Here is a 24,128-nt window from a genome sequence, read left to right as displayed (position 1 = left end):
GCAGCAAGGCCTTTTCCCGCGGTAGGGCTACAATTTCATTTTCCCAACTGAGCAAGCGCATCGCTCTGCCATGAAACCGCAAAAAACCGCAGCCAAGACCGTGAAAAACAAGACCAAACCAGCAGAAGCGGAGGTCGCAGTGACCGCTGGTTTCTCCCTGGAGCCGGTGTACACGGCCTTGCGCAAGCGCTACCCCGCGGCCGCACAGGCCGAAGCAGTGGCCTTTGCCACTGACTTCTACAAGCGCATGGAGGCGGACGAGTTCCCGCACCACAGCGCTGAAGAGTGGGCCGCTCTCGCGGCTGAGACGCTGGAATTCGCCCGTGCCCGCAAGGCTGGCAAGGCCAACGTCCGCGTGTTCAATCCGACCGCGAAGGCCAACGGTTGGGAATCGCCGCATACCGTGCTGCAGATCGTCAACGACGACATGCCGTTCCTGGTCGACACCGTCACCATGTCGCTGGCCGAGCAGGGCGTGGGTGTCCACGTGCTGGGCCACCCGGTGCTGCGCTTCACCCGCGACAAGGCCGGCAAGCTGGTCAAGGTCGGCGAGGGTGATGCCGAGTCGGTGATGCTGCTGGAGATCGACCGCCAACCGGCCGACGCCATGGCCGCCATCGAACAGGCCATCAACAAGGCGCTGGATGAAGTGCGTGCGATCGTGCGCGACTGGCAGCCGATGAAGGACAAGGCGCTGGCACTGGCCGACGACCTGGGCAGCCGCCAGCTGCCGGTCGACGACGCGTCGCGCAAGGAAGCACAGGAGTTCCTGCGCTGGGCCGCTGACAACCACTTCACCTTCTTCGGCTACCGCGAGTACCGCGTCGAGAAGCAGGGCAAGGAAGAGGTGCTGGCGCCGCTGAACGACACCGGCCTGGGCCTGATGCGCGGCAAGGACAAGTCCGCCGCCCGTCCGGTCAAGACCCTGGCCGCGCAGGGCCTGAACACCACGTCCGGTTTGAAGGACGCGCTGATCCTGACCAAGACCAATGCCCGTTCGCGCGTGCACCGCGCCGGTTACATGGACTACATCGGCGTGCTGGAGTTCGACGCCAAGGGCAAGATCATCGGCGAGCAGCGTTTCCTCGGCCTGTTCACCTCCAGCGCCTACAACCGTCGCCCGTGGGAAATCCCGCTGGTGCGCCAGCGCCACGAGCACGTGATGAAGCAGTCCGGCCTGGCCCCGGCCAGCCACAGTGGCAAGGCCCTGCGCCATATCCTGGAAACCCTGCCGCGCGAAGAACTGTTCCAGTCCAGCGAGGACGAACTGTTCCGCACCGCGATGGGCGTGCTGGGCCTGCAGGAACGCGTGCGCAGCCGCCTGTTCCTGCGCCGCGACAAGTACAGCCGTTTCATCTCCGCGCTGGTCTACCTGCCGCGCGAGCGCTTCAACACCGACGTGCGCCTGCGCATCGAAGCGATGCTGAAGGACGCGCTGCACGGCGAGTTCGTCGACAGCTCGGTGGTGCTGGGCGAATCGCCGCTGGCCCAGGTGCACCTGATCGTGCGCCCGAAGCCGGGTGAAATGCTCGACGTCGATACCGCCGAACTGGAGCAGAAGCTGGCCCAGGTCCTGCGCAACTGGCAGGACGACCTGCGCGAGGCGCTGGTGGCCCGCCATGGCGAGACCGAAGGCCTGCGCATCGCCGCCCGCATCGGCAAGGCGCTGCCGGCCGGTTACATCGAAGACAACAGCACGGCTGTTGCGGCCAACGATGTCAGCCAGCTCGACGCGCTGACCGGCCCGGACGACCTGCGCCTGAGCCTGCAGGCCGTGCCGCGCGAAAGCGGCGATGGCCTGCGCCTGAAGCTGTATCGCCAGCTGGATGACATCCCGCTGTCGGACGCGCTGCCGATGATGGAAAACATGGGCCTGCGCGTGATCGCCGAGCGTCCGTACCGCCTGTCGGTCGACAACGCCCCGGTATACGTGCAGGACTTCGAGGTCGAGTCCACCGCTGGCGCGATCGATGCCGCCAGTGTCGATGAAGCCTTCGGCGAGACCTTCGCCCGCGTCTGGCACGGCGATGCCGAGAACGATGGCTTCAACCGCCTGGTGCTGGCGGCCGGCCTGCACTGGCGCCAGGTCGCCATGCTGCGTGGCTACTGCAAGTACCTGCTGCAGACCGGCGTGCCGTTCTCGCAGGCCTACGTGGAAGGCACGTTCGCGCGCTACCCGCTGCTGGCCCGTCTGCTGGTCGAGCTGTTCGAAGCCCGCTTCGATCCGGCCACCGGCCACGAGAGCAAGGACGACATCGCCGCCGGCCAGGCCCAGCTGAAGGCCCACTTCGATGTGCTGGCTGCTGGCGACGAGGCCACCCTGAAGGTGCTCAAGACCGTGGTCGACGCCCGCAAGGGCGACCGTGACGCGCAGATGCAGGCCGCGCGCGATGCGCTGCTGAAGCTGATGGACCGCGTGTCCAGCCTGGACGAGGACCGCATCCTGCGCTCGTTCATGGGCGTGATCGACGCGACCCTGCGCACCAGCTACTACCAGACCGATGCCAACGGCCAGCACGGCCATGTCATCAGCTTCAAGTTCGATTCGGCGCTGGTGCCGGACCTGCCGAAGCCGCGCCCGTACCGCGAGATCTTCGTATACGGCCCGCGCGTGGAAGGTACCCACCTGCGCTTCGGTGCGGTTGCGCGTGGCGGCCTGCGCTGGTCGGATCGTCGCGAAGACTTCCGTACCGAAGTGCTGGGCCTGGTCAAGGCACAGATGGTCAAGAACACCGTCATCGTGCCGGTCGGTGCGAAGGGTGGCTTCTTCGCCAAGACCCCGCCGGTGAACGGCGACCGCGATGCGATCTTCGCCAACGGCGTGGCCTGCTACAAGCTGTTCATCCAGGGCCTGCTGGACATCACCGACAACATCGTCAACAACAAGATCGTGCCGCCGCTGGATGTCGTGCGCCACGACATGGACGATCCGTACCTGGTGGTGGCCGCCGACAAGGGCACCGCGACCTTCTCCGACATCGCCAACGGCCTGGCCGTCGCGCACGGCTTCTGGATGGGCGATGCGTTCGCCTCCGGTGGTTCGGTCGGCTACGACCACAAGGGCATGGGCATCACCGCGCGCGGTGCGTGGGAATCGGTCAAGCGCCACTTCCGTGCGCTGGGCCGTGACAGCCAGAGCCAGGACTTCACTGCGGTCGGCGTCGGCGACATGTCCGGCGACGTGTTCGGCAACGGCATGCTGCTGTCGCGCCACATCCGCCTGGTCGCTGCGTTCGACCACCGCCACATCTTCCTGGACCCGAATCCGGATGCGGCCACGTCGTTCATCGAGCGTGAGCGCCTGTTCACCCTGCCGCGTTCGAGCTGGGCCGACTACGACACCAAGCTGATCAGCAAGGGCGGCGGCGTGTACCCGCGCAGCCTGAAGTCGATCGAGATCACCCCGCAGGTGCGTGAGGCGCTGGGCCTGGACGAGAACGTCAAGGCGCTGTCGCCGAACGATCTGATGAGTGCGATCCTGAAGGCACCGGTCGACCTGCTGTGGAACGGTGGCATCGGTACCTACGTCAAGGCCGCCAGCGAACAGCACAGCGACGTCGGCGACCGTGCCAACAACGCGCTGCGCGTGAACGGTGGCGAGCTGCGCTGCAAGGTGGTGGGCGAGGGCGGCAACCTGGGCATGACCCAGCTGGGCCGCATCGAGGCTGCCCAGGCCGGCGTGCTGCTCAACACCGACTTCATCGACAACTCGGCCGGCGTCGATACCTCCGACCACGAAGTCAACATCAAGATCCTGCTCAACGATGTGGTGCGGGCCAAGAAGCTGACCGTCGAGCAGCGCAACAAGCTGCTTGCGTCGATGACCGATGAGGTCGCCGAGCTGGTGCTCAACGACAACTACCGCCAGAACCAGGCGCTGAGCCTGATGGAGCGGATGGCAGTCAAGCGCCTGGGGTCCAAGCAGCACTTCATCCGCACCCTGGAACAGCAGGGCCTGCTCGATCGCCAGATCGAGTTCCTGCCGTCCGATGCCGAGCTCTCGCAGCGCAAGGCACGCGGCCAGGGCCTGACCCGTCCGGAGCTGTCGGTGCTGCTGTCCTATTCCAAGCTGGTGGCGTTCAACCAGCTGCTGGATTCGGACATTCCGGAAGATCCGTACCTGTCCAAGGAGCTGCAGCGCTACTTCCCGACCCCGCTGCAGAAGAAGTACGCCGACGCGATGGAGCGTCACCGCCTGAAGCGCGAAATCATCGCCACGGCCGTGACCAACCAGACCATCAACCGCATGGGCGCCACCTTCCTGATGCGCATGCAGGAAGACACCGGTCGTTCCATCGCCGAGGTCGCCAAGGCCTACACCATCAGCCGTGAAACGCTGGATGCACGCGCACTGTGGGCGCAGATCGATGCCCTCGACGGCAAAGTGCCGGAGTCGGTGCAGATCGACGCACTGGAAGTGATCTGGAAGCTGCAGCGTTCGTTCGTGCGCTGGCTGCTGTCGCGCCCGGGCGCGATGCCGGGCATCACCGAGGCGGTCAACCGCTACCAGGGCCCGTTCAACGACATTCGCGTTGCTTCGGGTGTGCTGCCGGATTCGCAGCGTCCGACCTACGAAGCTCTGGTGGCCGAGTGGAAGGAAAAGGGCCTGCCGTCCGCGCTGGCGCAGCAGCTGGCCGAACTGCACTTCCTGGAGCCGGCGTTCGACATCATCGAACTGGCCCGCACCCGCAAGCTGAAGCCGGTGGACGTGTCCAAGGTCCACTTCCGCCTGGGCGATGCCCTGCAGCTGCCGTGGCTGTTCGAGCAGGTCGACGCGCTGGAGGTCAACGGTCGTTGGCACGCCGTGGCACGTGGCGTGCTGCGTGACGAGCTGGCCGCCAACCACCGCAACCTGGCCGGCCAGGTGCTGGGCACCAAGGGTGGCAGTGCTGAAGCCAAGGTGGCCGCCTGGATGGGCCGCGACGACAACAGCCTGCGCTTCACCCTGGCGATGCTGGCCGAACTGGCCGAGCAGAAGACCCTGGACTACCCGACCGTTTCGGTCGCAGTCCAGCGCCTGGGCCAGCTCGCTGCGCACGGCGCGTAAGTGACGTAGCGCTGGGCCATGCCCGGCCTGCGTGGAGAAAAGGAGCGGCCCCGCGAAAGCGGGGCCGTTCTGCATTGCCTTGGTAGTGCCGGCCGCTGGCCGGCAACTGCATGAACCGTTATCGGCTGAAGCTGCCGGCCAGCGGCCGGCACTACCGGGTATGCTCTTGCTGGCACACCCACCCGGATCCACCGATGAGCGACACCCCCCGCATCGCTTTCCTGGCCAGCACCGCTGAGCCCGCGCAGATGGCCCGCGCGGCGATGGTCTCGCGTTATGGCGATCACGCGCCGGAGCAGGCCGACGTGCTGTGCCCGCTGGGGGGCGACGGCTTCATGCTGCAGACCCTGCATCGGCATGGGCACCTGGGCAAGCCGGTGTTCGGCATGAAGCTGGGCACCGTGGGCTTCCTGATGAACCAGTACCGCGGCGACGATGACGTGCAGGCGCGCATCGCCCGTGCCGAACCGGCCAACCTGCGCCCGTTGGAGATGGTGGCGCTGACCGAATCGGGCACCAGTACCGGGTCGCTGGCCTACAACGATGTTTCACTGCTGCGCCAGACCCGGCAGGCTGCGCATATCGGCATCGACCTGAACGGCCAGGAGCGCGTGGCCGAACTGATCGGTGACGGCGTGCTGGTCGCCACCCCGGCCGGCAGCACCGCCTACAATTATTCCGCGCACGGCCCGGTGTTGCCGCTGGGGTCGCATACCATCGCGCTGACGCCGCTGGCCCCATATCGGCCGCGACGCTGGCGCGGGGCGATCCTCAAGGCCGATACCGAAGTGCGCTTCCGCGTGCTCGATCCCTACAAGCGTCCGGTCAGCGTCACCGCTGACTCGCACGAGACCCGCGACGTAGTGGAGGTGACCATCCGCGAGTCCAGGGACCGGCGCGTGACCCTGCTGTTCGACCCGGAACACAACCTGGAAGACCGGATCCTGAGCGAACAGTTCGTTTTTTGAGGACAATGGGCGGCCGGCCCTGCCGACCGCTTGAAGGACCCCCACCGATGGGCGACAACTCCCCCCGTTTGCTGACCGTCGCGGTCACCTCGCGCGCGCTGTTCGACCTCGAGGAAAGCCATGCGCTGTTCGAGAGCGATGGCGTGGCGGCCTATGCAGAATTCCAGCGCCAGCATGAGGACGACATCCTCGGACCTGGCGTGGCCTTCCCGGTAGTGCGCAAGCTGTTGGCCCTGAACCAGGGCGCCAGCCCGGAGGACCCGCGGGTCGAGGTGATCCTGCTGTCGCGCAATTCGGCCGACACCGGCCTGCGCATCTTCAATTCGATCCAGCACTATGGCCTGGGCATCATCCGCGCGACGTTCACCGCCGGCGAGCCGACCTGGCCCTACGTGAAGCCGTTCGGCACCGACCTGTTCCTGTCGGCCAACCCCGAATCGGTGCGCAGCGCGCTGCGCCATGGCATCGCGGCGGCGACCATCCTGCCCAAGCCGCCTGGCGAGACCGCAGCCGCAGCGGCCGACCAGATCGACATCGGTCGCCCTGCCGGGCAGCTGCGCATCGCCTTTGACGGTGACGCGGTGATCTTTGGTGACGAGAGTGAACGCATTTCGCGCGAGCAGGGCGTGGAAGCCTTTGGCCGCCATGAGCGCGAACGGGCCCGCGAGCCGCTCAGCGGCGGTCCGTTCCGTGGCTTCCTGTCAGCGCTGCACACGCTGCAGGAAGTATTCCCTGCCGGCGAGAGCGCGCCGATCCGTACCGCACTGGTGACTGCGCGTTCGGCGCCGGCCCATGAGCGGGTGATCCGCACCCTGCGCGAGTGGGGCGTGCGCCTGGACGAAGCGCTGTTCCTCGGCGGCCGGCACAAGGGGCCGTTCCTGCAGGCGTTCGGCGCCGACATCTTCTTCGACGATTCGCAGCACAACATCGACAGCGCCCGCGAGCATGTGGCTGCCGGCCACGTACCGCACGGCGTCGCCAACGAGGGATAGGGCGGATTCGACCGGCAGGTGCCAACCGTTGGTTGGCACTGCCGTCAGGCCACGGGTCCGATCAAGGGCTGCCCGACATCCCCAACTGCAGATCCACCACCTTCCAGCGCAGCCCCTGCGGCTCCAGTACCACCTTCATCGGCGGCTGGCCCGGACCGCGATCGACATCGATCACGAAGCGGTCCAGCGCTTCGAAATGGTGTTCGGCATGCTTCAACGGTCGCGCCGGTTCGGTTGGGCCGAAGGCATCGCCGCCCTGCAGTTCATTGCGGCCGCGCTTCCACAGCACGTGGCCCTGCAGCATCGCGCCGATCCCGGTGGGGGTCACCATGGTGTCCACCGCGGCACCGCCCAGCTGGTCGCCCAGCCCGTACAGCAGGGCACCGAAGGGACTGGCCGCCACGTCCGGGCCGGCCTGGCGCACCAGGTAGTCATTGAGCTGCGCGCGCAGGCTGCTGCGCACGCGCGGGAAATCGACGTAGCGTTCCAGGCGCGCGGTGTCGCGCTGCTCGATGGCCTTGGAAAGGCCATGGACGGTCAGGTAGGGGCCGCCGAACCACCAGGCCGCCAGGGCCAGGACCAGCAGCACAACCAGTGCGGAGAGTTTCTTCATGGCGGACAGACTGCCGCAACGGCGGCAGTGCGGGGTGAAGACTCAATGACTGGGCGAACCACGGCCATCACCGAAGGCATCGACCAGCTGTTGCCGTTCCGCCGGGGTCAGCGCCTCAAGGCGCGTCGCCAGCACTTCGTCCAGGCTGCCGGTGCGGGTGGTGCCCAGAATGCCGCTGGCGACGCCGCGATGGCCCAGGGCGTAGGCAAACGCGGTCTGGGCGGGGCGCTGGCTGTGGATGGCGGCGATGGTGTGGCGCATCCGGCGTGCGCTGTGCATCAGGGAGCGGCTGCTTGGCTTGAGCCAGGCTCTGGCCAGGTACCAGGCGTCGGCCGGGCGCGGCAGGCGGGCCCGTGATGGCAGCAGGTGGCCCTGCGCCAGCACGGTGCCGGCCAGCACGCCGATACCGGCCGCGTGCAGCCGGTCGATGAGGGGTTCACGATCCTGCTGCAGGGCGTTGTAGTCCAGAAGCACCACGTCGAACAGCGTGGGATGGTCGATCATCCAGCACAGGGTCGACGCCGTGTGCGTATTGATGCCGGTGTGCCGGATCAGCCCGCGTTCGCGCAGTCGCTGCAGTGCGGCCAGCAGGTCATCGTTGATGTCGTGCTGGCTGGCACCATGCAGCTGGTAGATATCGAGGTAATCCAGGCCGAGGTTGCGCAGCGAGGCTTCGCAGCTGGCGGTGATGGCCGCTGGCGAAAAATTGCGCTGCTCGGCGCCGCTGACGCCGGCCTGGCCGGTCAGCGTGCCGCCCTTGCTGGAGATCACCAGCGAATCGCGCGGGTATTGCTTGAGCAAGGAGCGCAGGATGCGGCCCAGCCGCGGCTCGGCGTGGAAACCGGAGTAGTTGTGACCGGTGTCCAACAGGTTCACGCCCCGTGCCAGTGCATGCTCGACGACGTGCGCGGCCGACTGCTCCGGGAAGCGCCGATGCCCCCAGAAGCCGGAGCACCCAAGGCCGACCGGCGAAACCGCCAGGCCGGTGCGGCCCAGCGTGCGCCGTTGGTGCGCCAACGGCATCAGAATTCCAGGTCCAGCGCTGCGCACAGATAGTCGACGAACGGGCCGAGTGCGGCCAGATCCTTGCCCAGCGTGGACAGCAGGCGTGGGCCGGTCATGGTGGCGTCATCCAGCGGGCGCCACATCACCCAGTTGCGGTGCTTGAGGTCGTCGATGAACTCGAAGTCGGCCGGGAAGCCGCGCGGCGGACGCACCAGCTTTTCGCTCTCCTCGAACTCGAAGCGCTTGCGCAGCGCAGGTGCATGGGCCGCGGCCTTCCAGCTGCCCGGATTGTCGAGGATGAAGTGGCGCACGCGGCGCTGGGTTTCCGGTTCCGGGTGCCACAGGCCGGCACCGACAAAGCTCTCGCCTGGCTGCAGGTGCACATAGAACGAGGGCGCGGCCACTTCGCGACGGCGCTCATGGAACAGGCGCGCACCCTGCCAGGTCTTGTAAGGCGATTTGTCGTTGGAGAAACGCGCGTCGCGGTGGATGCGGAACAGTGAGCCGCCGACGCCGCGGGTATCAGCGCGGAAGTGTTCGCTGACCTCGGCAAGGGCTGGCTGAAGATCACCCAACAGGCGCAGGAACGGCTGTCGCACATGCTCTTCGTACTGCTGGCGGTGGTCGTTGAACCACGCCTTTTCGTTGTGGCGCGCCAGGCTGCGCAGGAACTTGAAGCTGGCGTCCGAGAAATAGGTACTCACAAGGTCTCCTGCAGGTGCTGGCCCCAGTCGCGCAACGATTGCAGCAGGGCCTGGCGCCGCGCGTCGTCGGGCGACTCGGCGGCCAGCGCATCGAGCTGCTGCTGGTACTGGGGCAGGTTGAGTTCGCCCAGGCCGCCGTCTCCCAGCAGGCGCTGGCGCCGGTAATCCTGCCAGCGCTGGCGTTCAGCCGGCGCGAGGCTGTCGGGATGATTGCGCGCACGGTAGCGGAACAGCAGCTCCGGCAGGCGCGGGTCGCGGAAGCGGCCTTCCAGCGCGGCCAACTGCTCCGGTGCGGTGGTGCGGGCCAGCGCCAGCAGCGGTTTGTCGCCGTTGCCGAGGAAGCCGTCGTACAGGGAGGCATCGACGTCGGCCACGGTGGCCGCGCGCGGCTGGTTGTAGACCTGGCGCGCCTTCTCGGCAAGCTGAGGGGCGAACCCGCGCAGCCGTTCAACCTTGGCCTCGATCGCGGCCACGTCCAGGCCCAGGCGCGCGTGGTCGTCGCCACGAAGGTGGTTCCAGGCGACCAGGGCGGGCACCTTGTTCAGGTGCACTTCCTTCAGCGGCACCCGTGCCACGCCCTCGGGCAGTTCACTGGCGCGCAGGTACAGGCGCTGTGCGATCACCTCGGCCGGCAGGGCCAGCAGGTCGTCGATGTCGCCGTCCAGGTCGAACACGATCACCCGGTTGCTGATCGTCGGGTGCACGGCCAAGGGCAGCACCGGCGCCGCGCACAGACGGCTGGCGGGGTAGCGCATGGAAATGTGCAGCACCGGCGTCATCGCGGTGACATCCAGCAGGGTGCCGACGAAACGCTTGTCGCGCAGCTTCAGGGCGTAGTCCCACAGGCGCGGCTGCGACTGCTTGAACAGCCGTGCCATGCCGATCGTGGCTCGCACGTCGGATAGCGCTTCGTGCGCATCACCCTCGCGCACGTTGTTGGCTTCGGCCAAGTGCTCGAGTTTGAACGAGGTGGCACCGTCCTCGCGCAGCGGCCACTGGATGCCATCCGGGCGCATCGCGCGCATCAGCCGCAGCATGTCCAGCAGGTCCCAGCGCGAATTGCCGTTGCGCCACTCGCGTTCGTATGGGTCATGGAAGTTGCGGAACAGGCCGTAGCGGACGAATTCATCGTCGAAGCGCAGCGTGTTGTAGCCCAGCGCGCAGGTGCCGGGTCGCGACATCAGTTCGTTGATGCGGTCGAAGGCTTGGGACTCGCTGATGCCTTCGGCCAAGGCCTGCTGCGGGGTGATGCCGGTGACCAGGGTGGCCATCGGCGAGGGCAGCAGGTCATCGGCCGGGCGCACGAAGAAGCTGACCGGCGTGTCGATCTCGTTGAGGTCGGCGTCGGTGCGGATGGCGGCGAACTGCGAGATGCGGGTGCGCCGTGGATCCTGGCCGAAGGTTTCCAGGTCGTAGAACAGGAAGCTGTCAGCCATCAGTGCGCACCCTCCAGGACCGGTAGCTGCGCGTGGATCTGCGCTTCCAGCGCCGCCCAGTCGATGTTGTCCAGCGACTCGTGGCCGACCGTGGCCGCCGCCAGCAAATCGCGCTGCAGTTCGGTGCGGCGCAGCGCTTCGGCGTACGGCGTGTGCAGGAAGGTGACCATCGTGTAGTGCGGGACGAAGCGGGTCGGCCAGCGTCGCTGCAGTTCCTGCTCCAGTTCGCGCTGCAGCAGGAACGAGGGATCGGCCACGCGGTCGCGCATTTCCAGGTAGTTCTCCAGCGCCATCTGCTGGATCGCGCGTGCATTGGGTTTGCGCTCGGCCTCGAACGCAGCGAACGCACTTTCCAGGTCATCCGCCTCCATCAGGTGACGGGCCAGCGCAACGCAATCCTCGAACGCGCAGTTCATGCCCTGGCCGTGGAACGGCACCATTGCATGCGCGGCGTCGCCGATCAGTACGGCGCGGCCCTGCTGGTGCCAGCGCTCCAGGGTGAGCGTGCCGAGCAGGCCCGGCGGGTGCTGTTCCCAATCCACCCGCAGGTTCGGGATCAGCGGCAGCGCGTCCGCGAACTCGCGAGCGAACAGCGCCTCGGCCTGCGCACCGGTATTGATCGTGGCAAAGCTGGGATCGCCCTGGTTGGGCAGGAACAGGGTGACGGTGAAGGTGCCTTCATGATTGGGCAGGGCGATGCACATGTAGTGGCCGCGTGGCCAGATGTGCAGCGCGTTGCGCTCGATGCGGAAGCCCCCGTCTTCGGCCGGCGGAATCTCCAGCTCCTTGTAGGAGTGATCGAGGAAGGCGATGTCCTCGCCCAGCGGCGCGCGCCGGTTCATTGCCGCACGCAGCGCCGAACCGGCACCGTCTGCACCGATCAGGGTGTCGAAGCGGATGTCGTGCGGGCTGTCATCGCGGTCATCGATGAAGCGGGCGTAGCCGGCATCGAAATCAACGGTGTGCAGGCGGCGATGGAAATGCACGGTGGCCCCTGCCTGTTCGGCCAGTTCCAGCAGCGTGGTGTTCAGGTCGCTGCGGTGGATCGACCAGATCACTTCGCTGTCATCACGGCCATAGCGCTGCAGCTGCGGTTCGCCGTCGCGTGGATGCACCATGCGTCCGCGCATCATCACCGCGCGCGCCATCACCTCGTCTTCCACACCGGCCTGGCGCAGGGCGTTGCGCCCACGCTCGGCCAGCGCCAGGTTGATCGAGCGGCCGCTCTCGTAGTCGGCCACGCGCGGATCGCCGCGGCGTTCGTACAGGGTGATGCGCCAGCCCTGGCGTGACAGCAGGATGGCCAGCAGGGAGCCGGCGAGGCCGGCACCGATAATGCTCAACGAGCGGGAGGCGTGTGCGATCAACGAACTGTCCAGCAGTAGGGGAGGGACCGGCTCAAAGGCCGGCCCAGGCTTCCACTTCCTCGACGAAGTGGTGCACGTCCAGGTAGCGGTTGTAGAGCGGGGTGGGCGAGATGCGGATCACGTCGGGCTCGCGCCAGTCGCCGAGCACGCCGATGCTGCGCAGGTGCTCGAACAGGGCGCGCCCGCGCTCGCGGCCGCCGATCACGCGCAGCGACAACTGGCAGCCGCGGCGCTGCGGGTCTGCCGGGGTGATGATCTCCAGCACCTGCGGCAGGCGTGCGCGCACCAGTGCTTCGAGCATGCCGGTCAGCGCCAGCGATTTGCTGCGCAGCGCGTCCATGCCGGCTCGCTCGAACAGGTCCAGCGAGGCGCGCAACGGTGCCAGCCCCAGAATGGGCGGATTGCTCAGCTGCCACCCTTCGGCACCGATGGCCGGGGTGAACTGCGGTGCCATCTGGAAACGGGTGGCTTCCTCATGGCCCCACCAGCCAGCGAATCGGGGCAGGGTGGTGTCGCGATGGTGGCGCTCGTGCACGAAGGCGCCGGCAACCGCGCCCGGGCCGCTGTTGAGGTATTTGTAATGGCACCACACCGCAAAGTCCGGCGCCACGTCATGCAGGCGCAGCGGCAGGTTGCCCACCGAATGCGCCAGGTCGAAGCCGATGCGCGCCCCCTGCAGGCGTGCGGCGCGGGTGATTGCATCGAGGTCGAAGGCCTGACCGGTGCGGTACTGCACGCCGGGCCACAGCACCAGCGCCAGGCGCGGGCCGTGCTCGGCGATGGCGCGTTCGATCGCGGTCAGCGAGATCGTGCCGTTGGCTTCGTCCGGCTGCACTTCCACCAGGCACCGGGCCGGGTCGAAGCCATGGAAGCGGATCTGTGCTTCGACCGCGTGGCGGTCGGTCGGGAATGCGCCGGCTTCCATCAGGATCACCGGGCGCTGCGTGGTCGGCCGGTAGAAGCTGACCATCATCAGATGCAGATTCACGCTCAGCGTGTTCATCGCCACCACTTCGCTGGGCAGCGCACCGACCACGCGGGCCAGCTGCGCGCTCACCAGGCGGTGGTAGGACAGCCACTGGGTAGGGCCGGTGAAGTGGCCTTCCACCGCCAGCTCGCCCCACTGCTTCATCACTTCCTGCACCGCGGCCTGAGCGCCACGCGGCTGCAGGCCCAGCGAGTTGCCGACGAAGTAGGTCTGCTCGCCGCCGCCATGGCGCGGAATCAGGAATTCGTTACGCATCGGACGCAGCGGATCGGCGGCGTCCAGGGCAATGGCGTGGGTGCGGCTGAGCAGGTCGGACATGGTCGGGCAACAGGCTGCAACGGGACCGCCAGTGTAGCGCTTGGCGGCGTGCCTGCCGCCGAACCTGTAGAGCCGAGCCCATGTTCGGCTGCCGGGCCACGAAGCCGAGCATGGGCTCGGTTCTACAGGGGCAGGTGCTCAGCCCGCCGCCGGCACCGGCAGCGGATCCACGTGCCCGCACTGGCTGCAGGTGCGCAGTTCCAGGCTGGCGTGGTAGCGCGCGAACACCTTGGGCAGGTCGGTCTCGATGTTCTGCAGCGCGAAGAACTCTTCGTGCAGCTTGTGGTTGCAGCGTTCGCAGTGCCAGATCACCCCGTCCTTCTCGTGCGGCAGGCGCTTGCGCTCGACCACCAGGCCGATGCCCCCGGGCGGGCGGCGCGGCGAGTGCGGCACCTTCGCCGGCAGCAGGAAGACCTCGCCGGCGCGGATCGGGATGTCACGTACCGCACCGTCCTCCTGCACCTTCAGCACCATCTCGCCCTCGAGCTGGTAGAACCACTCCGGGCCTTCGTCGTAGTGATAGTCGGTGCGCGAATTCGGCCCGCCGACCACCATCACGATGAAATCGCCGTTGTCGATCATCTTGTTGCCCACCGGCGGCTTCAGCAGGTGGCGGTTCTCTTCGATCCAGGCGTGCAGGTTGATCGGCGAAGCGAGCATGGTGGTCATCCGTGGGGGATCAGTCGCGACGGCCCTTGCGCGGCACGAAGGATAGTGCCTTCTCATATGCCGGCTGCAGCTCTTCCAGCGAGCCTACGTCGATGCCCATTTCACGCACGCGACCGTCCTTCAGGCTGTACACCCAGCCATGCACCATCAGCTTCTGGCCGCGGGCCCAGGCGTCCAGCACGATGGTCGAGCGACAGAGGTTGGCGACCTGCTCGATCACGTTCAGCTCGCACAGGCGGGCGTGCTTGAGTTCATCGTCTTCGATCGCATCGAGGATGCCCTGGTGCTTCTGAACGACGTCGCCGACGTGGCGCAGCCAGTTGTCGGCCAGGCCGACGCGGGTATTGTGCAGGCAGGCGTGCACGCCGCCGCAGCCGTAATGGCCGACGATCAGAATGTGCTTGACCTTCAGCTGGTCCACCGCGTACTGCACCACGCTCAGGCAGTTCAGGTCGGTGTGGGCGACCACGTTGGCAACGTTGCGGTGCACGAACACTTCGCCGGGTGCCATGCCGATGATCTGGTTGGCCGGAACTCGTGAATCGGAGCAGCCGATCCACAGGTACTCGGGATGCTGCTGCTTGGCCAGCTGGTGGAAGAAGTCCGGGTCTTCCTTCTCGATGCGGTCGGCCCAGTCGCGGTTGTTCTGCAGCAGCTTGTGGATGTCTTTCATGTTCGGATGCCTGGCGTCGGGTGGGGGCGCGCCGCAGCCATCCGGCTGCGTCGTCGCGGGAATCTGGGGCGTTCAGCCGCTGCGGGTGGCCTGTTCGCGGTGCCAGCGCATCCACTGCGCCAACTCGGTGGAGGAAGGGGTGCCCAGCTGTTCCAGTTCGGCGATCACGGCACGCTGGTTCGCATCGGGGTGGTTCTGGCTCAGCTTCAGCTTCAGCTGCACGTGTTCAACCTGGAAGCGGAAGCCGACGATGGCGCGCAGCTCCGGGCCGTGTTCGGCGCGCGCGGCATCGAAGCGCCAGGCCTGGCCGACGCTGGCTTCGAAATGGTCGCTGATCGCGCCGACCAGTTCGGCCAGCGCATCGGTGTCGTCGAAGGTGTGCAGCTGGCCGCGCAGCTCGGCGGCCGCATAGTTCCAGGTCGGCACCCGCGCGGCGGGCTCCTTGTCCGGATACCAGCTGGCCGAGACGTAGCCGTGCGGGCCATCGACCAGTACCTTGGCCGCACCGCTGTGGCGCGACTGCGGGTTGGCGCGGGCCCAGTGCCCGCGCAGCTCGATGCGCTCGCCCTCGCGCCGGTACAACACCGGCATCCGCGTCAGCTCCGGCAGGCCATCGCTGCCCGGGGTGAGCACGCTGACGAACGGATCGCGCGCCAGCAGGCGGTCCAGCCAGAGCAGGTCGGTCTCGGCGAAGGCGCGCGGGGTGAACATGCCAGGGTCAGGCGCGCCCGCCCAGCGACTGGATCATGCGGCCACGCAGGCCCTCGTCGCTGTCGGCCTGCGGCGGCTGCACTTCGTGCAGGCTGAAGCCGCGCACCAGCGCGTCCTCCTCGTCCAGGCCGTCATACTCGACGAATTCAGCGTCGAACAGCTGCGAACGGGCGGTGTCTTCACTGTCATAGCTCAGCGTGTTGCCGTCGCTGTCGAGCACTTCGGCGGTGCCGGCAGGGCGCACCCGCAGGCGTGCCCAGATCAGGGTGTTGCCGAGGCTGGCCAGCCACCAGCTGTCGCGCGAAGTGGTGATGTCATTCATGGATGTGTTACCAGAGCGAGGCCAGCCAGAGCAGGGCAGCCATGCCCAGTCCGGCCAGCAGGGTCAGCAGCGATACCCAGGCCGGCGTCGCCAGCCCGGACAATGATCGGTCCGGCTGCTGGCGATAGTCGCGGCGCAGCAGCCAGGCCAGGGCATCGGGCTTGAGGAAGGCGCCGCTGCCGAAGCGCTCGGCGAGCGCCGGATGGCGGTCGCGCACGTGCACCAGGGTCAGCGGCCAGAAGATCACGAAGGCACTGAACCCGGCCACTGCAACGCCAACGAAACAGAGGGCGAAGAACAGGGTCATGGGGGCAGCACCTCCGTGGTCGTTTGGGGCTTAGAAGTCCGCGCTGCCCGGGGCGCGCGGGTAGGGGATCGCATCGCGGATGTTGGACAGCCCGCAGACGTACACCACCAGGCGCTCGAAGCCCAGGCCGAAGCCGGCGTGCGGCACCGAACCATAGCGGCGGAAATCGCGGTACCAGCTGTAGTGCTCGCGATCCAGGCCGAACTGGGCCATGCGCGCATCCAGCACGTCCAGGCGCTCTTCGCGCTGGCTGCCGCCGATGATCTCGCCGATGCCCGGGGCCAGCACGTCCATCGCGGCAACGGTCTTGCCGTCGTCGTTCAGGCGCATGTAGAAGGCCTTGATGTGCTCCGGGTAGTTGGTCACCACCACCGGGCGGCCGACGTGTTCCTCGGTCAGCCAGCGCTCGTGCTCGGTCTGCAGGTCCAGGCCCCATTCCACCGGGAAGTCGAACTTCCTGCCGGACTTCTGCAGCAGGCTGACCGCATCGGTGTAGTCGATGCGCTCGAACGGTGCGTTGATGAAATCTTCCAGCTTGGTGATCGCGTTCTTGTCCACGCGCTCGGCGATGAAGGCCAGGTCGTCGCTGCGCTCGTTCAGCACCGCGCGGAACAGGTACTTCAGGAACTCTTCGGCCAGGCGTGCGTCTTCGGCCAGGTCGGCGAAGGCGATTTCCGGCTCGATCATCCAGAACTCCGCCAGGTGGCGGGTGGTGTGGCTGTTTTCGGCGCGGAAGGTCGGGCCGAAGGTGTAGACCTTGCTCAGCGCCAGGCAATAGGCCTCGACGTTCAGCTGGCCAGACACGGTCAGGAAGGTTTCCTTGCCGAAGAAGTCGCGGCTGAAATCGATCGCGCCCTTCTCGTCGCGCGGCAGGTTCACCATGTCCAGGGTGGACACGCGGAACATCTGGCCGGCGCCTTCGGCGTCGGAGGTGGTGATGATCGGGGTGCTGATCCAGTTGAAGCCGTTCTCGTGGAAGAAGCGGTGCACGGCCTGGGCCAGGCAGTTGCGGATGCGGGTGACCGCCCCGAACAGGTTGGTGCGCGGGCGCAGGTGCGCCACTTCGCGCAGGAACTCCGGCGACATCGGCTTGGGCTGGATCGGATAGGTGAGCGGGTCTTCGACCCAGCCGACCACTTCAAGCGTGCTGGCCTGGATCTCGAACGACTGGCCCTTGCCCTGCGACTTCACCAGGGTACCGGTGCCGATGACCGAGCAGCCGCTGGTCAGCCGCTTGATCTCGTCGAAGTTGCTCAGGGTGTCGTTGGCCACGACCTGGATCGGGGCGAAGCAGGAGCCGTCGCTCACATTCACGAAGGCCAGATTCGCTGAACCGCGCACCGTGCGCACCCATCCGCGTACCGTGACTTCGCCGCCTTCCGGGATCTTCCCGGCAAGCGCATGTTCAACGCTGACCACCGTCATGACTTGAATCCTCTGCTGATCGACTCGATCTGTGAACACGGGAGTTTACCGGTTGCAGCGTTCTGCTTGCGAGGCATTTTTCGCAGCCACAGCTCCTTATAATGTCCCCGTACCTCTGGAGTAGCCCCATGGCCGTCAGCCTGACCCCCGTTGCCTTCGAGCGCGTGCAGCGCTTTGTCGCCCAGACCCCCGGCGCGCTGGGCCTGCGTTTCGGCGTGACCAGGACCGGCTGCTCCGGCTGGGGCCACATCACCGACCTGGCCCGCGATGAGCGCGAGGGCGATACCGTGTTCGAGCAGGACGGCGTGAAGATCTATGTCGACGCCAAGAGCCTGGCGCTGGTGGACGGCACCGTGATCGACTTCGGCAAGCACGGCCTGAGCGAGACCTTCACGTTCAGCAACCCGAACGCCACCGCCGAGTGTGGCTGCGGCGAGAGCTTCACCACCGACGCCGACAAGGCCTGACGGCCGGCCGGGGCCTGATCGTTCTGGTAGCGCCCAACCCGGGTTGGCTGGGCGCTCGCCCCCGGTTCAGGGTGTCAGGTGGCCCACCGGTTGCCCGGCCACCCCATCTGCGCCATAATGCGCGGCTTCCTGCCTCCCTGGCGGGAACCCTTGCCCCACCGCGGTCTCAACGGCGGGGGGCTGTCCGGCCGCAAGGCCACATCCGAAAGGTAGAAAAAAACATGAGTCGTCATTACGAAATCGTGTTCATGGTCCACCCGGACCAGAGCGAGCAGGTCCCGGCCATGATCGAGCGCTACAAGTCGCTGGTCGAGAACGGCAACGGCACCATCCACCGTCTGGAAGACTGGGGCCGCCGCCAGCTGGCGTACCCGATCCAGAACCTGGTGAAGGCCCACTACGTGCTGATGAACATCGAAGCCGACCAGGCCGTTCTGAACGAACTGACCGAGAGCTTCCGCTTCAACGACGCCGTGCTGCGCAACCTGGTCATCAAGCGTGACGAGGCTGACACCGAGCAGTCGCTGATCATGAAGAGCAAGGACGAGAAGGGTGACAAGCCGGAGCGCGGTGAGCGCCGTCGTCGTGACGACGAAGAAGGCGAGTCCAACAACACCGCTGACAACGAAGCCGGCGACGACGCCGCTTCCGCCGCCTAAGGAGCCTTCCCATGTCCAAGTTCTTCCGTCGCCGCAAGTTCTGCAAGTTCACTGCTGAAGGTGTGAAGGAGATCGACTACAAGGATCTCAACACCCTGCGCCAGTACCTGACCGAGAACGGCAAGATCGTGCCGAGCCGCGTCACCGGTACCAAGTCGAAGTACCAGCGCCAGCTGGCGACCGCCGTCAAGCGCGCTCGCTTCCTGGCCCTGATCCCGTACACCGACAACCACGACGTCTGATGCAGGCGGGGCGGCCCGACGCCGCCCCCGCTGTGCCAGCTATTCGGACAGCCTTTGTTGCGGGGCGTTGCCTCGCTAACGAATAACTTATCTGGAGCAATACCATGCAGTTGATCCTCCTGCAGAAAGTCACCAACCTCGGCAACCTGGGCGACCTGGTCGACGTGAAGCCGGGCTACGGCCGTAACTTCCTCGTGCCGCAGGGCAAGGCCGTGCCGGCCACCGAGAGCAACAAGGCCGAGTTCGAAGCCAAGCGCGCCGAATACGAAGCCAAGGCCCAGGCCATCCACGCCGACGCTGAAGGCCGCAAGGCCAAGCTGGAAGGCGCGAGCGTGACCATCGCCGCCAACGCTTCGACCGAAGGCAAGCTGTACGGCTCGGTTGGCCCGCGCGACATCGCCGAGGCCTTCACCGCCGCCGGCCTGCCGCTGGAAAAGAGCGAAGTCATCCTGGGCGAAGGCGCCTTCCGCAACATCGGCGAATACGACGTGCTGGTCCACCTGCACGCCGATGTCGAGACCACCGTCAAGGTCGTCGTCGTCGCCGAAGCCTGATCCCGCGCCGCAAGGCCTGGCATCACCGCAGAACGGGCGCCCGCAAGGGTGCCCGTTTTGTTTTTGGCGCCGTTCCGCGGTGTCGGGCCAGGTCCGTCCGACGGGGGGGGTAATGTTCCACGCCCATTCGTAGAACACGGCCACATCGGTATACTCAGGGCGTCACACCCGTTCCACGGGCATCGATCCCAGCAGGATCAATGACTTGGAGGGTGCACGCAGGCCGCTTGCCGGCCCCAGTCCGGAACCCCTATGCGTCTATCCACGATCAAGCTGTCCGGCTTCAAGTCGTTCGTCGATCCGACCACCCTGCACCTGCCGACCAACATGACCGGCGTGGTGGGGCCCAATGGCTGCGGCAAGTCGAACATCATCGACGCCGTGCGCTGGGTCATGGGTGAGAGTTCGGCCAGCCGCCTGCGCGGCGACTCGCTGACCGACGTGATCTTCTCCGGGTCCAATGCCCGCAAGCCGGTGTCACAGGCCACCGTCGAGCTGATCTTCGACAACTCCGACCACACGATCTCGGGCGAGTACGCCTCGTTCAACGAAATCTCGGTCAAGCGCACGGTCAGCCGCGACGGCACCAGCAACTACTACCTCAACGGCACCAAGTGCCGCCGCCGCGACATCACCGATCTGTTCCTCGGCACCGGCCTGGGCCCGCGCAGCTACTCGATCATCGAGCAGGGCATGATCAGCCAGATCATAGAGGCGCGCCCGGAAGACCTGCGCGTGTACCTGGAAGAGGCGGCCGGCATCTCCAAGTACAAGGAGCGCCGCAAGGAGACCGAGACCCGCATCCGCCACACCCGCGAAAACCTGGACCGTCTGGGCGACCTGCGCGACGAGATCAGCAAGCAGCTGGAGCACCTCAAGCGCCAGGCCAAGCAGGCCGAGCAGTACCAGGCCCTGCAGGAAGAGCGCCGGGTCAAGGACGCCGAGTGGAAGGCGCTGGAATTCCGCGGCCTCGACGGACGCCTGTCCAAGCTGCGCGAAGGCCTGTCGCAGGAAGAAACGCGGCTGCAGCAGCTGATCGCCGACCAGCGTGATGCCGAAGCCCGCATCGAAACCTCGCGCGCGCGGCGCGAAGAGGCTGCCGACGCGCTCAACACCGCGCAGGCGGCGGTCTACCAGGTTGGCAGTACGCTGGCGCGCCTGGAACAGCAGATCCAGCACCAGCGCGAGTTGTCGCAGCGCCTGCACAAGGCACGCGATGAAACCCAGCAGGCCCTGGCCGAACTGGGGCAGCACATCAGCGGTGATGAGGCCAGGCTGAGGGTGCTGCGTGAGGCGGTGGAGGCCGCCACTCCGCAGCTGGAAGCACTGCAGGAAGAAAACGAGATCAAGCAGGAAAGCCTGCGCGAGGCCGAAGAGCGGCTGGCCAGCTGGCAGCAGCGCTGGGAACAGCACACCTCGCAGAGTTCGGAAGCCTCGCGCGCCGGCGATGTCGAGCGCACGCGCGTGGACTATCTGGACAAGCAGATCCTCGATGCCGACCGGCGTCGTGAGGCCCTGGCCGCCGAGCGCGCCGGGCTGGATGTGGATGCGCTGGAAGAGGCCTTCGAGCAGCTGCACCTGCAACACGACACGCAGAAGGCTGCGCTGGATGAGCTGAGCGAAGACGTCGAGCTGCGCAAGCAGGGCGTGGCGGCGGTGCAGGAACAGCAGCGCAATGGCCAGAACGAACTGGCCGAACTACGCAAGCAGGCCAACGGCCTGCGTGGCCGCCTGGCCTCGCTGGAGGCCCTGCAGCAGGCCGCGCTGGGCCAGGAGCAGGGCGCGGCAGTCGCGTGGCTGAAGGCGCGGGGGCTGGATTCTGCGGCGCGTGTCGGCGAGCGCCTCGACGTGGATGCCGGCTGGGAAAACGCGGTGGAAAGCGCGCTCGGCCACTTGATCGAAGGTGTGCTGGTCGATGACCCGGCCAGCCTGGTCGATGCCCTGGGTGAGCTCGGCGATGGTCACCTTGCGCTGGTCGCCAACGGCGATGACGAGCTGAAGGTCGCCCCGACCTCGCTGGCCGCGCGCGTGCGTGGCCCGGTGGCGATCCGTCGCCTGCTGGCACACCTGCATGCTGCCAAGGACCTTTCCGAAGCGAAGGCGTTGCAGGGCAGCCTGCCGGAAGGTGATTCGGTCATCACCCAGGGTGGCGAGCGCCTGGGCCAGGGCTGGCTGCGCGTATCGCGCTCCGGCGCGGCCCAGCAGGGTGCGCTGCTGCGCGAACGCGAGATCCAGGAGCTTCGCGAGCAGATCGAACAGCTGCAGGACCGCGAGGCCGAGCTGGAAGAACAGCTGGCCGGTTTCCGTGAGCAGCTGCAGGCTGCCGAACAGCAGCGTGAAGACGCGCAGCGCGCGCTGTACCAGGCCCATCGTGCGGTCTCCGAACTGGCCGGCCAGTTGCAGGGCCAGCAGGGCAAGGTGGAGGCGGCGCGCACGCGCATCGACCGCATCGAAGGCGAGCTGAAGCAACTGCAGGAAACCATTGAAGCCAACAACGAGCAGGCGCGTGAAGCACGCTCGCGGTTGGAGAGTGCGGTCAGCAGCATGGGCGACCTGGAGTCGACCCGGCAGCGGCTGGAGGGCGAGCGCCGCCAGCTGACCGAAGCCCGCGACCTGGCCCGCGATGCCGCCCGCGCGGTACGCGAGCGCGCGCATTCGTTGGCCCTGACTTTGGAATCGCAGCGGGCGCAGCTGGCCTCGTTGAGCCAGGCGCTGGAACGCATGGGCACCCAACGTGGGCAGTTGGATTCGCGGCTGGGCGAACTGCATTCGCAGCTGGACGAAGGTGATTCGCCGATCGAAGCACTGCAGGCCGAGCACCAGAATGCGCTGGAGGAGCGTGTGCGCGCCGATCGCGTGCTGACCGAGGCGCGAACGCTGCTGGACGGCATCGACGCTGAGCTGCGCAATTACGAGCAGACCCGCCACCAGCGCGACGAGCAGGCGTTGGTCCAGCGCGAGCGCATTTCGCAGCGCAAGCTCGACCAGCAGGCGCTGGTGCTCAGTGCCGACACCCTGCAGGCGGCGGTGGAAAAGGCCGGCTTCGTGCTGCAGGACGTGCTCAACGCACTGCCCGAGGATGCCCGCCTGGGCGACTGGGAGCAGGCGGTCCACCAGATCGATGCTCGCATGCGCCGGCTGGAGCCGGTCAATCTGGCGGCCATCCACGAGTATGGCGAGGCGTCGCAGCGCTCGGACTACCTGGATTCGCAGCACGCCGACCTGACCACAGCGCTGGAAACCCTGGAAGACGCGATCCGCAAGATCGATCGCGAGACCCGCGGGCGCTTCAAGGACACCTTCGACCGCGTCAACGCCGGCGTCCAGGCCCTGTATCCGCGCCTGTTCGGTGGCGGCCACGCCTACCTGGAACTGACCGGTGAAGACCTGCTCGACACGGGTGTGACCATCATGGCGCGCCCGCCGGGCAAGCGCGTGTCCAGCATCTCGCTGCTGTCCGGCGGTGAGAAAGCGATGACCGCGGTGGCGCTGGTGTTCGCCATCTTCCAGTTGAATCCGGCGCCGTTCTGCCTGCTGGACGAGGTGGACGCGCCGCTGGACGAAGCCAACGTCGGCCGCCTGGCCAACATGGTCAAGGAAATGAGCGAGAAGGTGCAGTTCCTGTTCGTCAGCCACAACAAGGCGACGATGGAGGCCGCGCACCAGTTGTCGGGCGTGACCATGCGCGAGCCGGGCGTCAGCCGCCTGGTCAGCGTGGACCTGGAAGAAGCCGCGCGATTGGCGGGCGCGGCCTGACGTGCCATCCTAGTTACCTGAATGAACTAGCCGGAGAACCTATCGAATGTCCGACACGGCACTGTTGCGCATCGGCATCCTGGCCGCCGGCCTGCTGTTGATCGCCGCGATCTTCCTGTTTGGCCGTCCGAAGAAGAAGCCCCAGGGCCGCCGCGTGGAAAGCGCGGAACCGAACAGCGGCGAGCGCCGCGAGCCGGTGCTGGGCGAAGACGGCGTCGCCGTGGCCGATGGCCGCGTCGAACCGGGCATGGGCGCGGAAGGTGAGCAGGCCGAACTCGGCCTGGGCGAAACCGATCCGGGCGCCAGCGACCTCGGCAAGCGCGCCACACAGGACTTCGACAAGATCGTCTCGCTGTTCGTGGCCGCTCGGGCCGGCGAACAGCTGCGTGGCGAAGACATCGTGGTGGCGGCCGAAAAGACCGGCCTGGTGTTCGGCCACATGAACGTGTTCCACCGCCTGGTGGAAGGCCACCCCGAGCGCGGCCCGATCTTCTCGATGGCCAGCATCATGAAGCCGGGCAGCTTCGACATGGCCAACATCCGTGCCATGGAGACCCCGGCCATCGCCTTCTTCCTGACCCTGCCGGCGCCGCTGACCGCGCTGGATGCCTGGGAGAAAATGCTGCCGACCGTGCAGCGCATGGCCGAGCTGCTCGATGGCGTTGTGCTGGATGACAGTCGCAACGCCCTGGGGCGCCAGCGCATCGCGCACATCCGTGACGAGCTGCGCGCCTATGACCGTCAGCACCAGGCTCCGCCGTTGACCAAGACCCCGCGCTGGTAAGCGCCATGGCGTGGCGGCCCCCCCGGGGGCCCCACAACGGGGGGGGGCGACGCGCAGAGCGCGTCGCGTCCCGCGCCAGATCAGTACAGGGTCACTACGGCGGGATGCCCGCCGCGCATCC

At 66.9% G+C, this 24,128-nt stretch carries 21 protein-coding genes; 9 read left to right on the top strand and 12 right to left on the bottom strand.

The annotated features are described in order from the left end of the window. The first annotated feature begins 70 nt into the window (after positions 1-70). The 3 genes from O0J15_RS14045 to O0J15_RS14035 all read left to right on the top strand — a co-directional run bounded on the left by O0J15_RS14045 (position 71) and on the right by O0J15_RS14035 (position 7,007). Entirely contained in the window at positions 71-5,047 is a 4,977-nt protein-coding gene (locus tag O0J15_RS14045; protein ID WP_164144620.1) for an NAD-glutamate dehydrogenase, read from the top strand. Positions 5,048-5,241: 194 nt separating this feature from the next. Continuing rightward, positions 5,242-6,015: an NAD kinase gene (locus O0J15_RS14040; RefSeq protein WP_134730874.1), complete on the top strand. Its 774-nt coding sequence runs from the start codon at positions 5,242-5,244 to the stop codon at positions 6,013-6,015. A 47-nt stretch (positions 6,016-6,062) separates the two neighbouring features. Continuing rightward, complete coding sequence (locus O0J15_RS14035) at positions 6,063-7,007, top strand: 5'-nucleotidase (protein ID WP_021202725.1); 945 nt, start codon at positions 6,063-6,065, stop codon at positions 7,005-7,007. Positions 7,008-7,068: 61 nt separating this feature from the next. Here O0J15_RS14035 and O0J15_RS14030 read toward each other — a convergent pair whose 3' ends face one another. From O0J15_RS14030 to asnS, 12 genes are all read right to left on the bottom strand, one after another. Beyond that, the gene (locus O0J15_RS14030) at positions 7,069-7,620 is read right to left on the bottom strand and encodes a DUF2939 domain-containing protein (protein ID WP_134735631.1); all 552 of its coding nucleotides are present in this window, start codon (positions 7,618-7,620) and stop codon (positions 7,069-7,071) included. A 42-nt stretch (positions 7,621-7,662) separates the two neighbouring features. Further along, a complete protein-coding gene (locus O0J15_RS14025; protein ID WP_134735632.1) occupies positions 7,663-8,643 on the bottom strand; it encodes an aldo/keto reductase in 981 nt (326 codons plus the stop codon). After that, complete coding sequence (locus O0J15_RS14020) at positions 8,643-9,329, bottom strand: DUF2461 domain-containing protein (protein ID WP_134735633.1); 687 nt, start codon at positions 9,327-9,329, stop codon at positions 8,643-8,645. The genes O0J15_RS14025 and O0J15_RS14020 overlap by 1 nt, the downstream gene beginning before the upstream one ends. Next, a complete protein-coding gene (gene sbcB / locus O0J15_RS14015) occupies positions 9,326-10,765 on the bottom strand; it encodes an exodeoxyribonuclease I (protein ID WP_155029811.1) in 1,440 nt (479 codons plus the stop codon). The genes O0J15_RS14020 and sbcB overlap by 4 nt, the downstream gene beginning before the upstream one ends. Continuing rightward, positions 10,765-12,132 (bottom strand): NAD(P)/FAD-dependent oxidoreductase, encoded by a 1,368-nt coding sequence (locus O0J15_RS14010; protein WP_155029810.1) that lies wholly within the window; start codon positions 12,130-12,132, stop codon positions 10,765-10,767. The genes sbcB and O0J15_RS14010 overlap by 1 nt, the downstream gene beginning before the upstream one ends. Positions 12,133-12,163: 31 nt before the next feature. After that, complete coding sequence (gene kynU, locus O0J15_RS14005; protein ID WP_308305821.1) at positions 12,164-13,438, bottom strand: kynureninase; 1,275 nt, start codon at positions 13,436-13,438, stop codon at positions 12,164-12,166. A gap of 138 nt (positions 13,439-13,576) precedes the next feature. After that, the gene (locus O0J15_RS14000; RefSeq protein WP_026347065.1) at positions 13,577-14,098 is read right to left on the bottom strand and encodes a 3-hydroxyanthranilate 3,4-dioxygenase; all 522 of its coding nucleotides are present in this window, start codon (positions 14,096-14,098) and stop codon (positions 13,577-13,579) included. 19 nt (positions 14,099-14,117) lie between these two features. Then, positions 14,118-14,780 (bottom strand): carbonate dehydratase, encoded by a 663-nt coding sequence (gene can, locus O0J15_RS13995; protein ID WP_005417406.1) that lies wholly within the window; start codon positions 14,778-14,780, stop codon positions 14,118-14,120. 72 nt (positions 14,781-14,852) lie between these two features. After that, the gene (locus O0J15_RS13990; RefSeq protein ID WP_155029809.1) at positions 14,853-15,491 is read right to left on the bottom strand and encodes an FMN-binding negative transcriptional regulator; all 639 of its coding nucleotides are present in this window, start codon (positions 15,489-15,491) and stop codon (positions 14,853-14,855) included. Between the two features lie 7 nt (positions 15,492-15,498). After that, on the bottom strand, positions 15,499-15,813 hold the full coding sequence (locus O0J15_RS13985; RefSeq protein WP_019660373.1) for a hypothetical protein: 315 nt from the start codon (positions 15,811-15,813) through the stop codon (positions 15,499-15,501). Between the two features lie 7 nt (positions 15,814-15,820). Further along, positions 15,821-16,120 (bottom strand): hypothetical protein, encoded by a 300-nt coding sequence (locus O0J15_RS13980; RefSeq protein ID WP_005417403.1) that lies wholly within the window; start codon positions 16,118-16,120, stop codon positions 15,821-15,823. A gap of 30 nt (positions 16,121-16,150) precedes the next feature. Then, on the bottom strand, positions 16,151-17,545 hold the full coding sequence (asnS, locus tag O0J15_RS13975; protein WP_171952806.1) for an asparagine--tRNA ligase: 1,395 nt from the start codon (positions 17,543-17,545) through the stop codon (positions 16,151-16,153). A gap of 128 nt (positions 17,546-17,673) precedes the next feature. Here asnS and O0J15_RS13970 point away from each other — a divergent pair, with 128 nt between their 5' ends. The 6 genes from O0J15_RS13970 (at position 17,674) to zipA (ending at position 24,007) form a co-directional block, all read left to right on the top strand. After that, complete coding sequence (locus O0J15_RS13970; RefSeq protein WP_019660371.1) at positions 17,674-18,012, top strand: iron-sulfur cluster assembly accessory protein; 339 nt, start codon at positions 17,674-17,676, stop codon at positions 18,010-18,012. 221 nt (positions 18,013-18,233) lie between these two features. Next, positions 18,234-18,671, top strand: coding sequence for a 30S ribosomal protein S6 (gene rpsF, locus O0J15_RS13965; protein WP_005410228.1), 438 nt, complete (start codon positions 18,234-18,236; stop codon positions 18,669-18,671). Between the two features lie 11 nt (positions 18,672-18,682). Further along, positions 18,683-18,913: a 30S ribosomal protein S18 gene (rpsR, locus tag O0J15_RS13960; RefSeq protein ID WP_002804494.1), complete on the top strand. Its 231-nt coding sequence runs from the start codon at positions 18,683-18,685 to the stop codon at positions 18,911-18,913. A gap of 104 nt (positions 18,914-19,017) precedes the next feature. Continuing rightward, positions 19,018-19,467, top strand: coding sequence for a 50S ribosomal protein L9 (gene rplI / locus O0J15_RS13955; RefSeq protein ID WP_005410227.1), 450 nt, complete (start codon positions 19,018-19,020; stop codon positions 19,465-19,467). A gap of 252 nt (positions 19,468-19,719) precedes the next feature. After that, complete coding sequence (smc, locus tag O0J15_RS13950; RefSeq protein ID WP_227853566.1) at positions 19,720-23,223, top strand: chromosome segregation protein SMC; 3,504 nt, start codon at positions 19,720-19,722, stop codon at positions 23,221-23,223. Between the two features lie 46 nt (positions 23,224-23,269). Further along, positions 23,270-24,007 (top strand): cell division protein ZipA, encoded by a 738-nt coding sequence (gene zipA / locus O0J15_RS13945; RefSeq protein ID WP_308305820.1) that lies wholly within the window; start codon positions 23,270-23,272, stop codon positions 24,005-24,007. Positions 24,008-24,128 lie beyond the last annotated feature (121 nt).

The organism is Stenotrophomonas sp. Sm10, assembly GCF_030985515.1.
Lineage (GTDB): Bacteria > Pseudomonadota > Gammaproteobacteria > Xanthomonadales > Xanthomonadaceae > Stenotrophomonas > Stenotrophomonas hibiscicola.
This window is presented reverse-complemented; position numbering and strand designations above follow the sequence as displayed.

Bases quoted from the DNA above. Each gene is read 5' to 3' on its own strand.
- rplI (WP_005410227.1), top strand. From the start codon at position 19,018: ATGCAGTTGATCCTCCTGCAGAAAGTCACCAACCTCGGCAACCTGGGC.
- rpsR (WP_002804494.1), top strand. From the start codon at position 18,683: ATGTCCAAGTTCTTCCGTCGCCGCAAGTTCTGCAAGTTCACTGCTGAA.
- O0J15_RS14035 (WP_021202725.1), top strand. From the start codon at position 6,063: ATGGGCGACAACTCCCCCCGTTTGCTGACCGTCGCGGTCACCTCGCGC.
- smc (WP_227853566.1), top strand. From the start codon at position 19,720: ATGCGTCTATCCACGATCAAGCTGTCCGGCTTCAAGTCGTTCGTCGAT.
- O0J15_RS14000 (WP_026347065.1), bottom strand. From the start codon at position 14,098: ATGCTCGCTTCGCCGATCAACCTGCACGCCTGGATCGAAGAGAACCGC.
- O0J15_RS14030 (WP_134735631.1), bottom strand. From the start codon at position 7,620: ATGAAGAAACTCTCCGCACTGGTTGTGCTGCTGGTCCTGGCCCTGGCG.
- O0J15_RS13980 (WP_005417403.1), bottom strand. From the start codon at position 16,120: ATGACCCTGTTCTTCGCCCTCTGTTTCGTTGGCGTTGCAGTGGCCGGG.
- sbcB (WP_155029811.1), bottom strand. From the start codon at position 10,765: ATGGCTGACAGCTTCCTGTTCTACGACCTGGAAACCTTCGGCCAGGAT.
- can (WP_005417406.1), bottom strand. From the start codon at position 14,780: ATGAAAGACATCCACAAGCTGCTGCAGAACAACCGCGACTGGGCCGAC.
- O0J15_RS14040 (WP_134730874.1), top strand. From the start codon at position 5,242: ATGAGCGACACCCCCCGCATCGCTTTCCTGGCCAGCACCGCTGAGCCC.
- zipA (WP_308305820.1), top strand. From the start codon at position 23,270: ATGTCCGACACGGCACTGTTGCGCATCGGCATCCTGGCCGCCGGCCTG.
- O0J15_RS13970 (WP_019660371.1), top strand. From the start codon at position 17,674: ATGGCCGTCAGCCTGACCCCCGTTGCCTTCGAGCGCGTGCAGCGCTTT.
- O0J15_RS13985 (WP_019660373.1), bottom strand. From the start codon at position 15,813: ATGAATGACATCACCACTTCGCGCGACAGCTGGTGGCTGGCCAGCCTC.
- O0J15_RS13990 (WP_155029809.1), bottom strand. From the start codon at position 15,491: ATGTTCACCCCGCGCGCCTTCGCCGAGACCGACCTGCTCTGGCTGGAC.
- kynU (WP_308305821.1), bottom strand. From the start codon at position 13,438: ATGTCCGACCTGCTCAGCCGCACCCACGCCATTGCCCTGGACGCCGCC.
- O0J15_RS14025 (WP_134735632.1), bottom strand. From the start codon at position 8,643: ATGCCGTTGGCGCACCAACGGCGCACGCTGGGCCGCACCGGCCTGGCG.
- rpsF (WP_005410228.1), top strand. From the start codon at position 18,234: ATGAGTCGTCATTACGAAATCGTGTTCATGGTCCACCCGGACCAGAGC.
- asnS (WP_171952806.1), bottom strand. From the start codon at position 17,545: ATGACGGTGGTCAGCGTTGAACATGCGCTTGCCGGGAAGATCCCGGAA.
- O0J15_RS14045 (WP_164144620.1), top strand. From the start codon at position 71: ATGAAACCGCAAAAAACCGCAGCCAAGACCGTGAAAAACAAGACCAAA.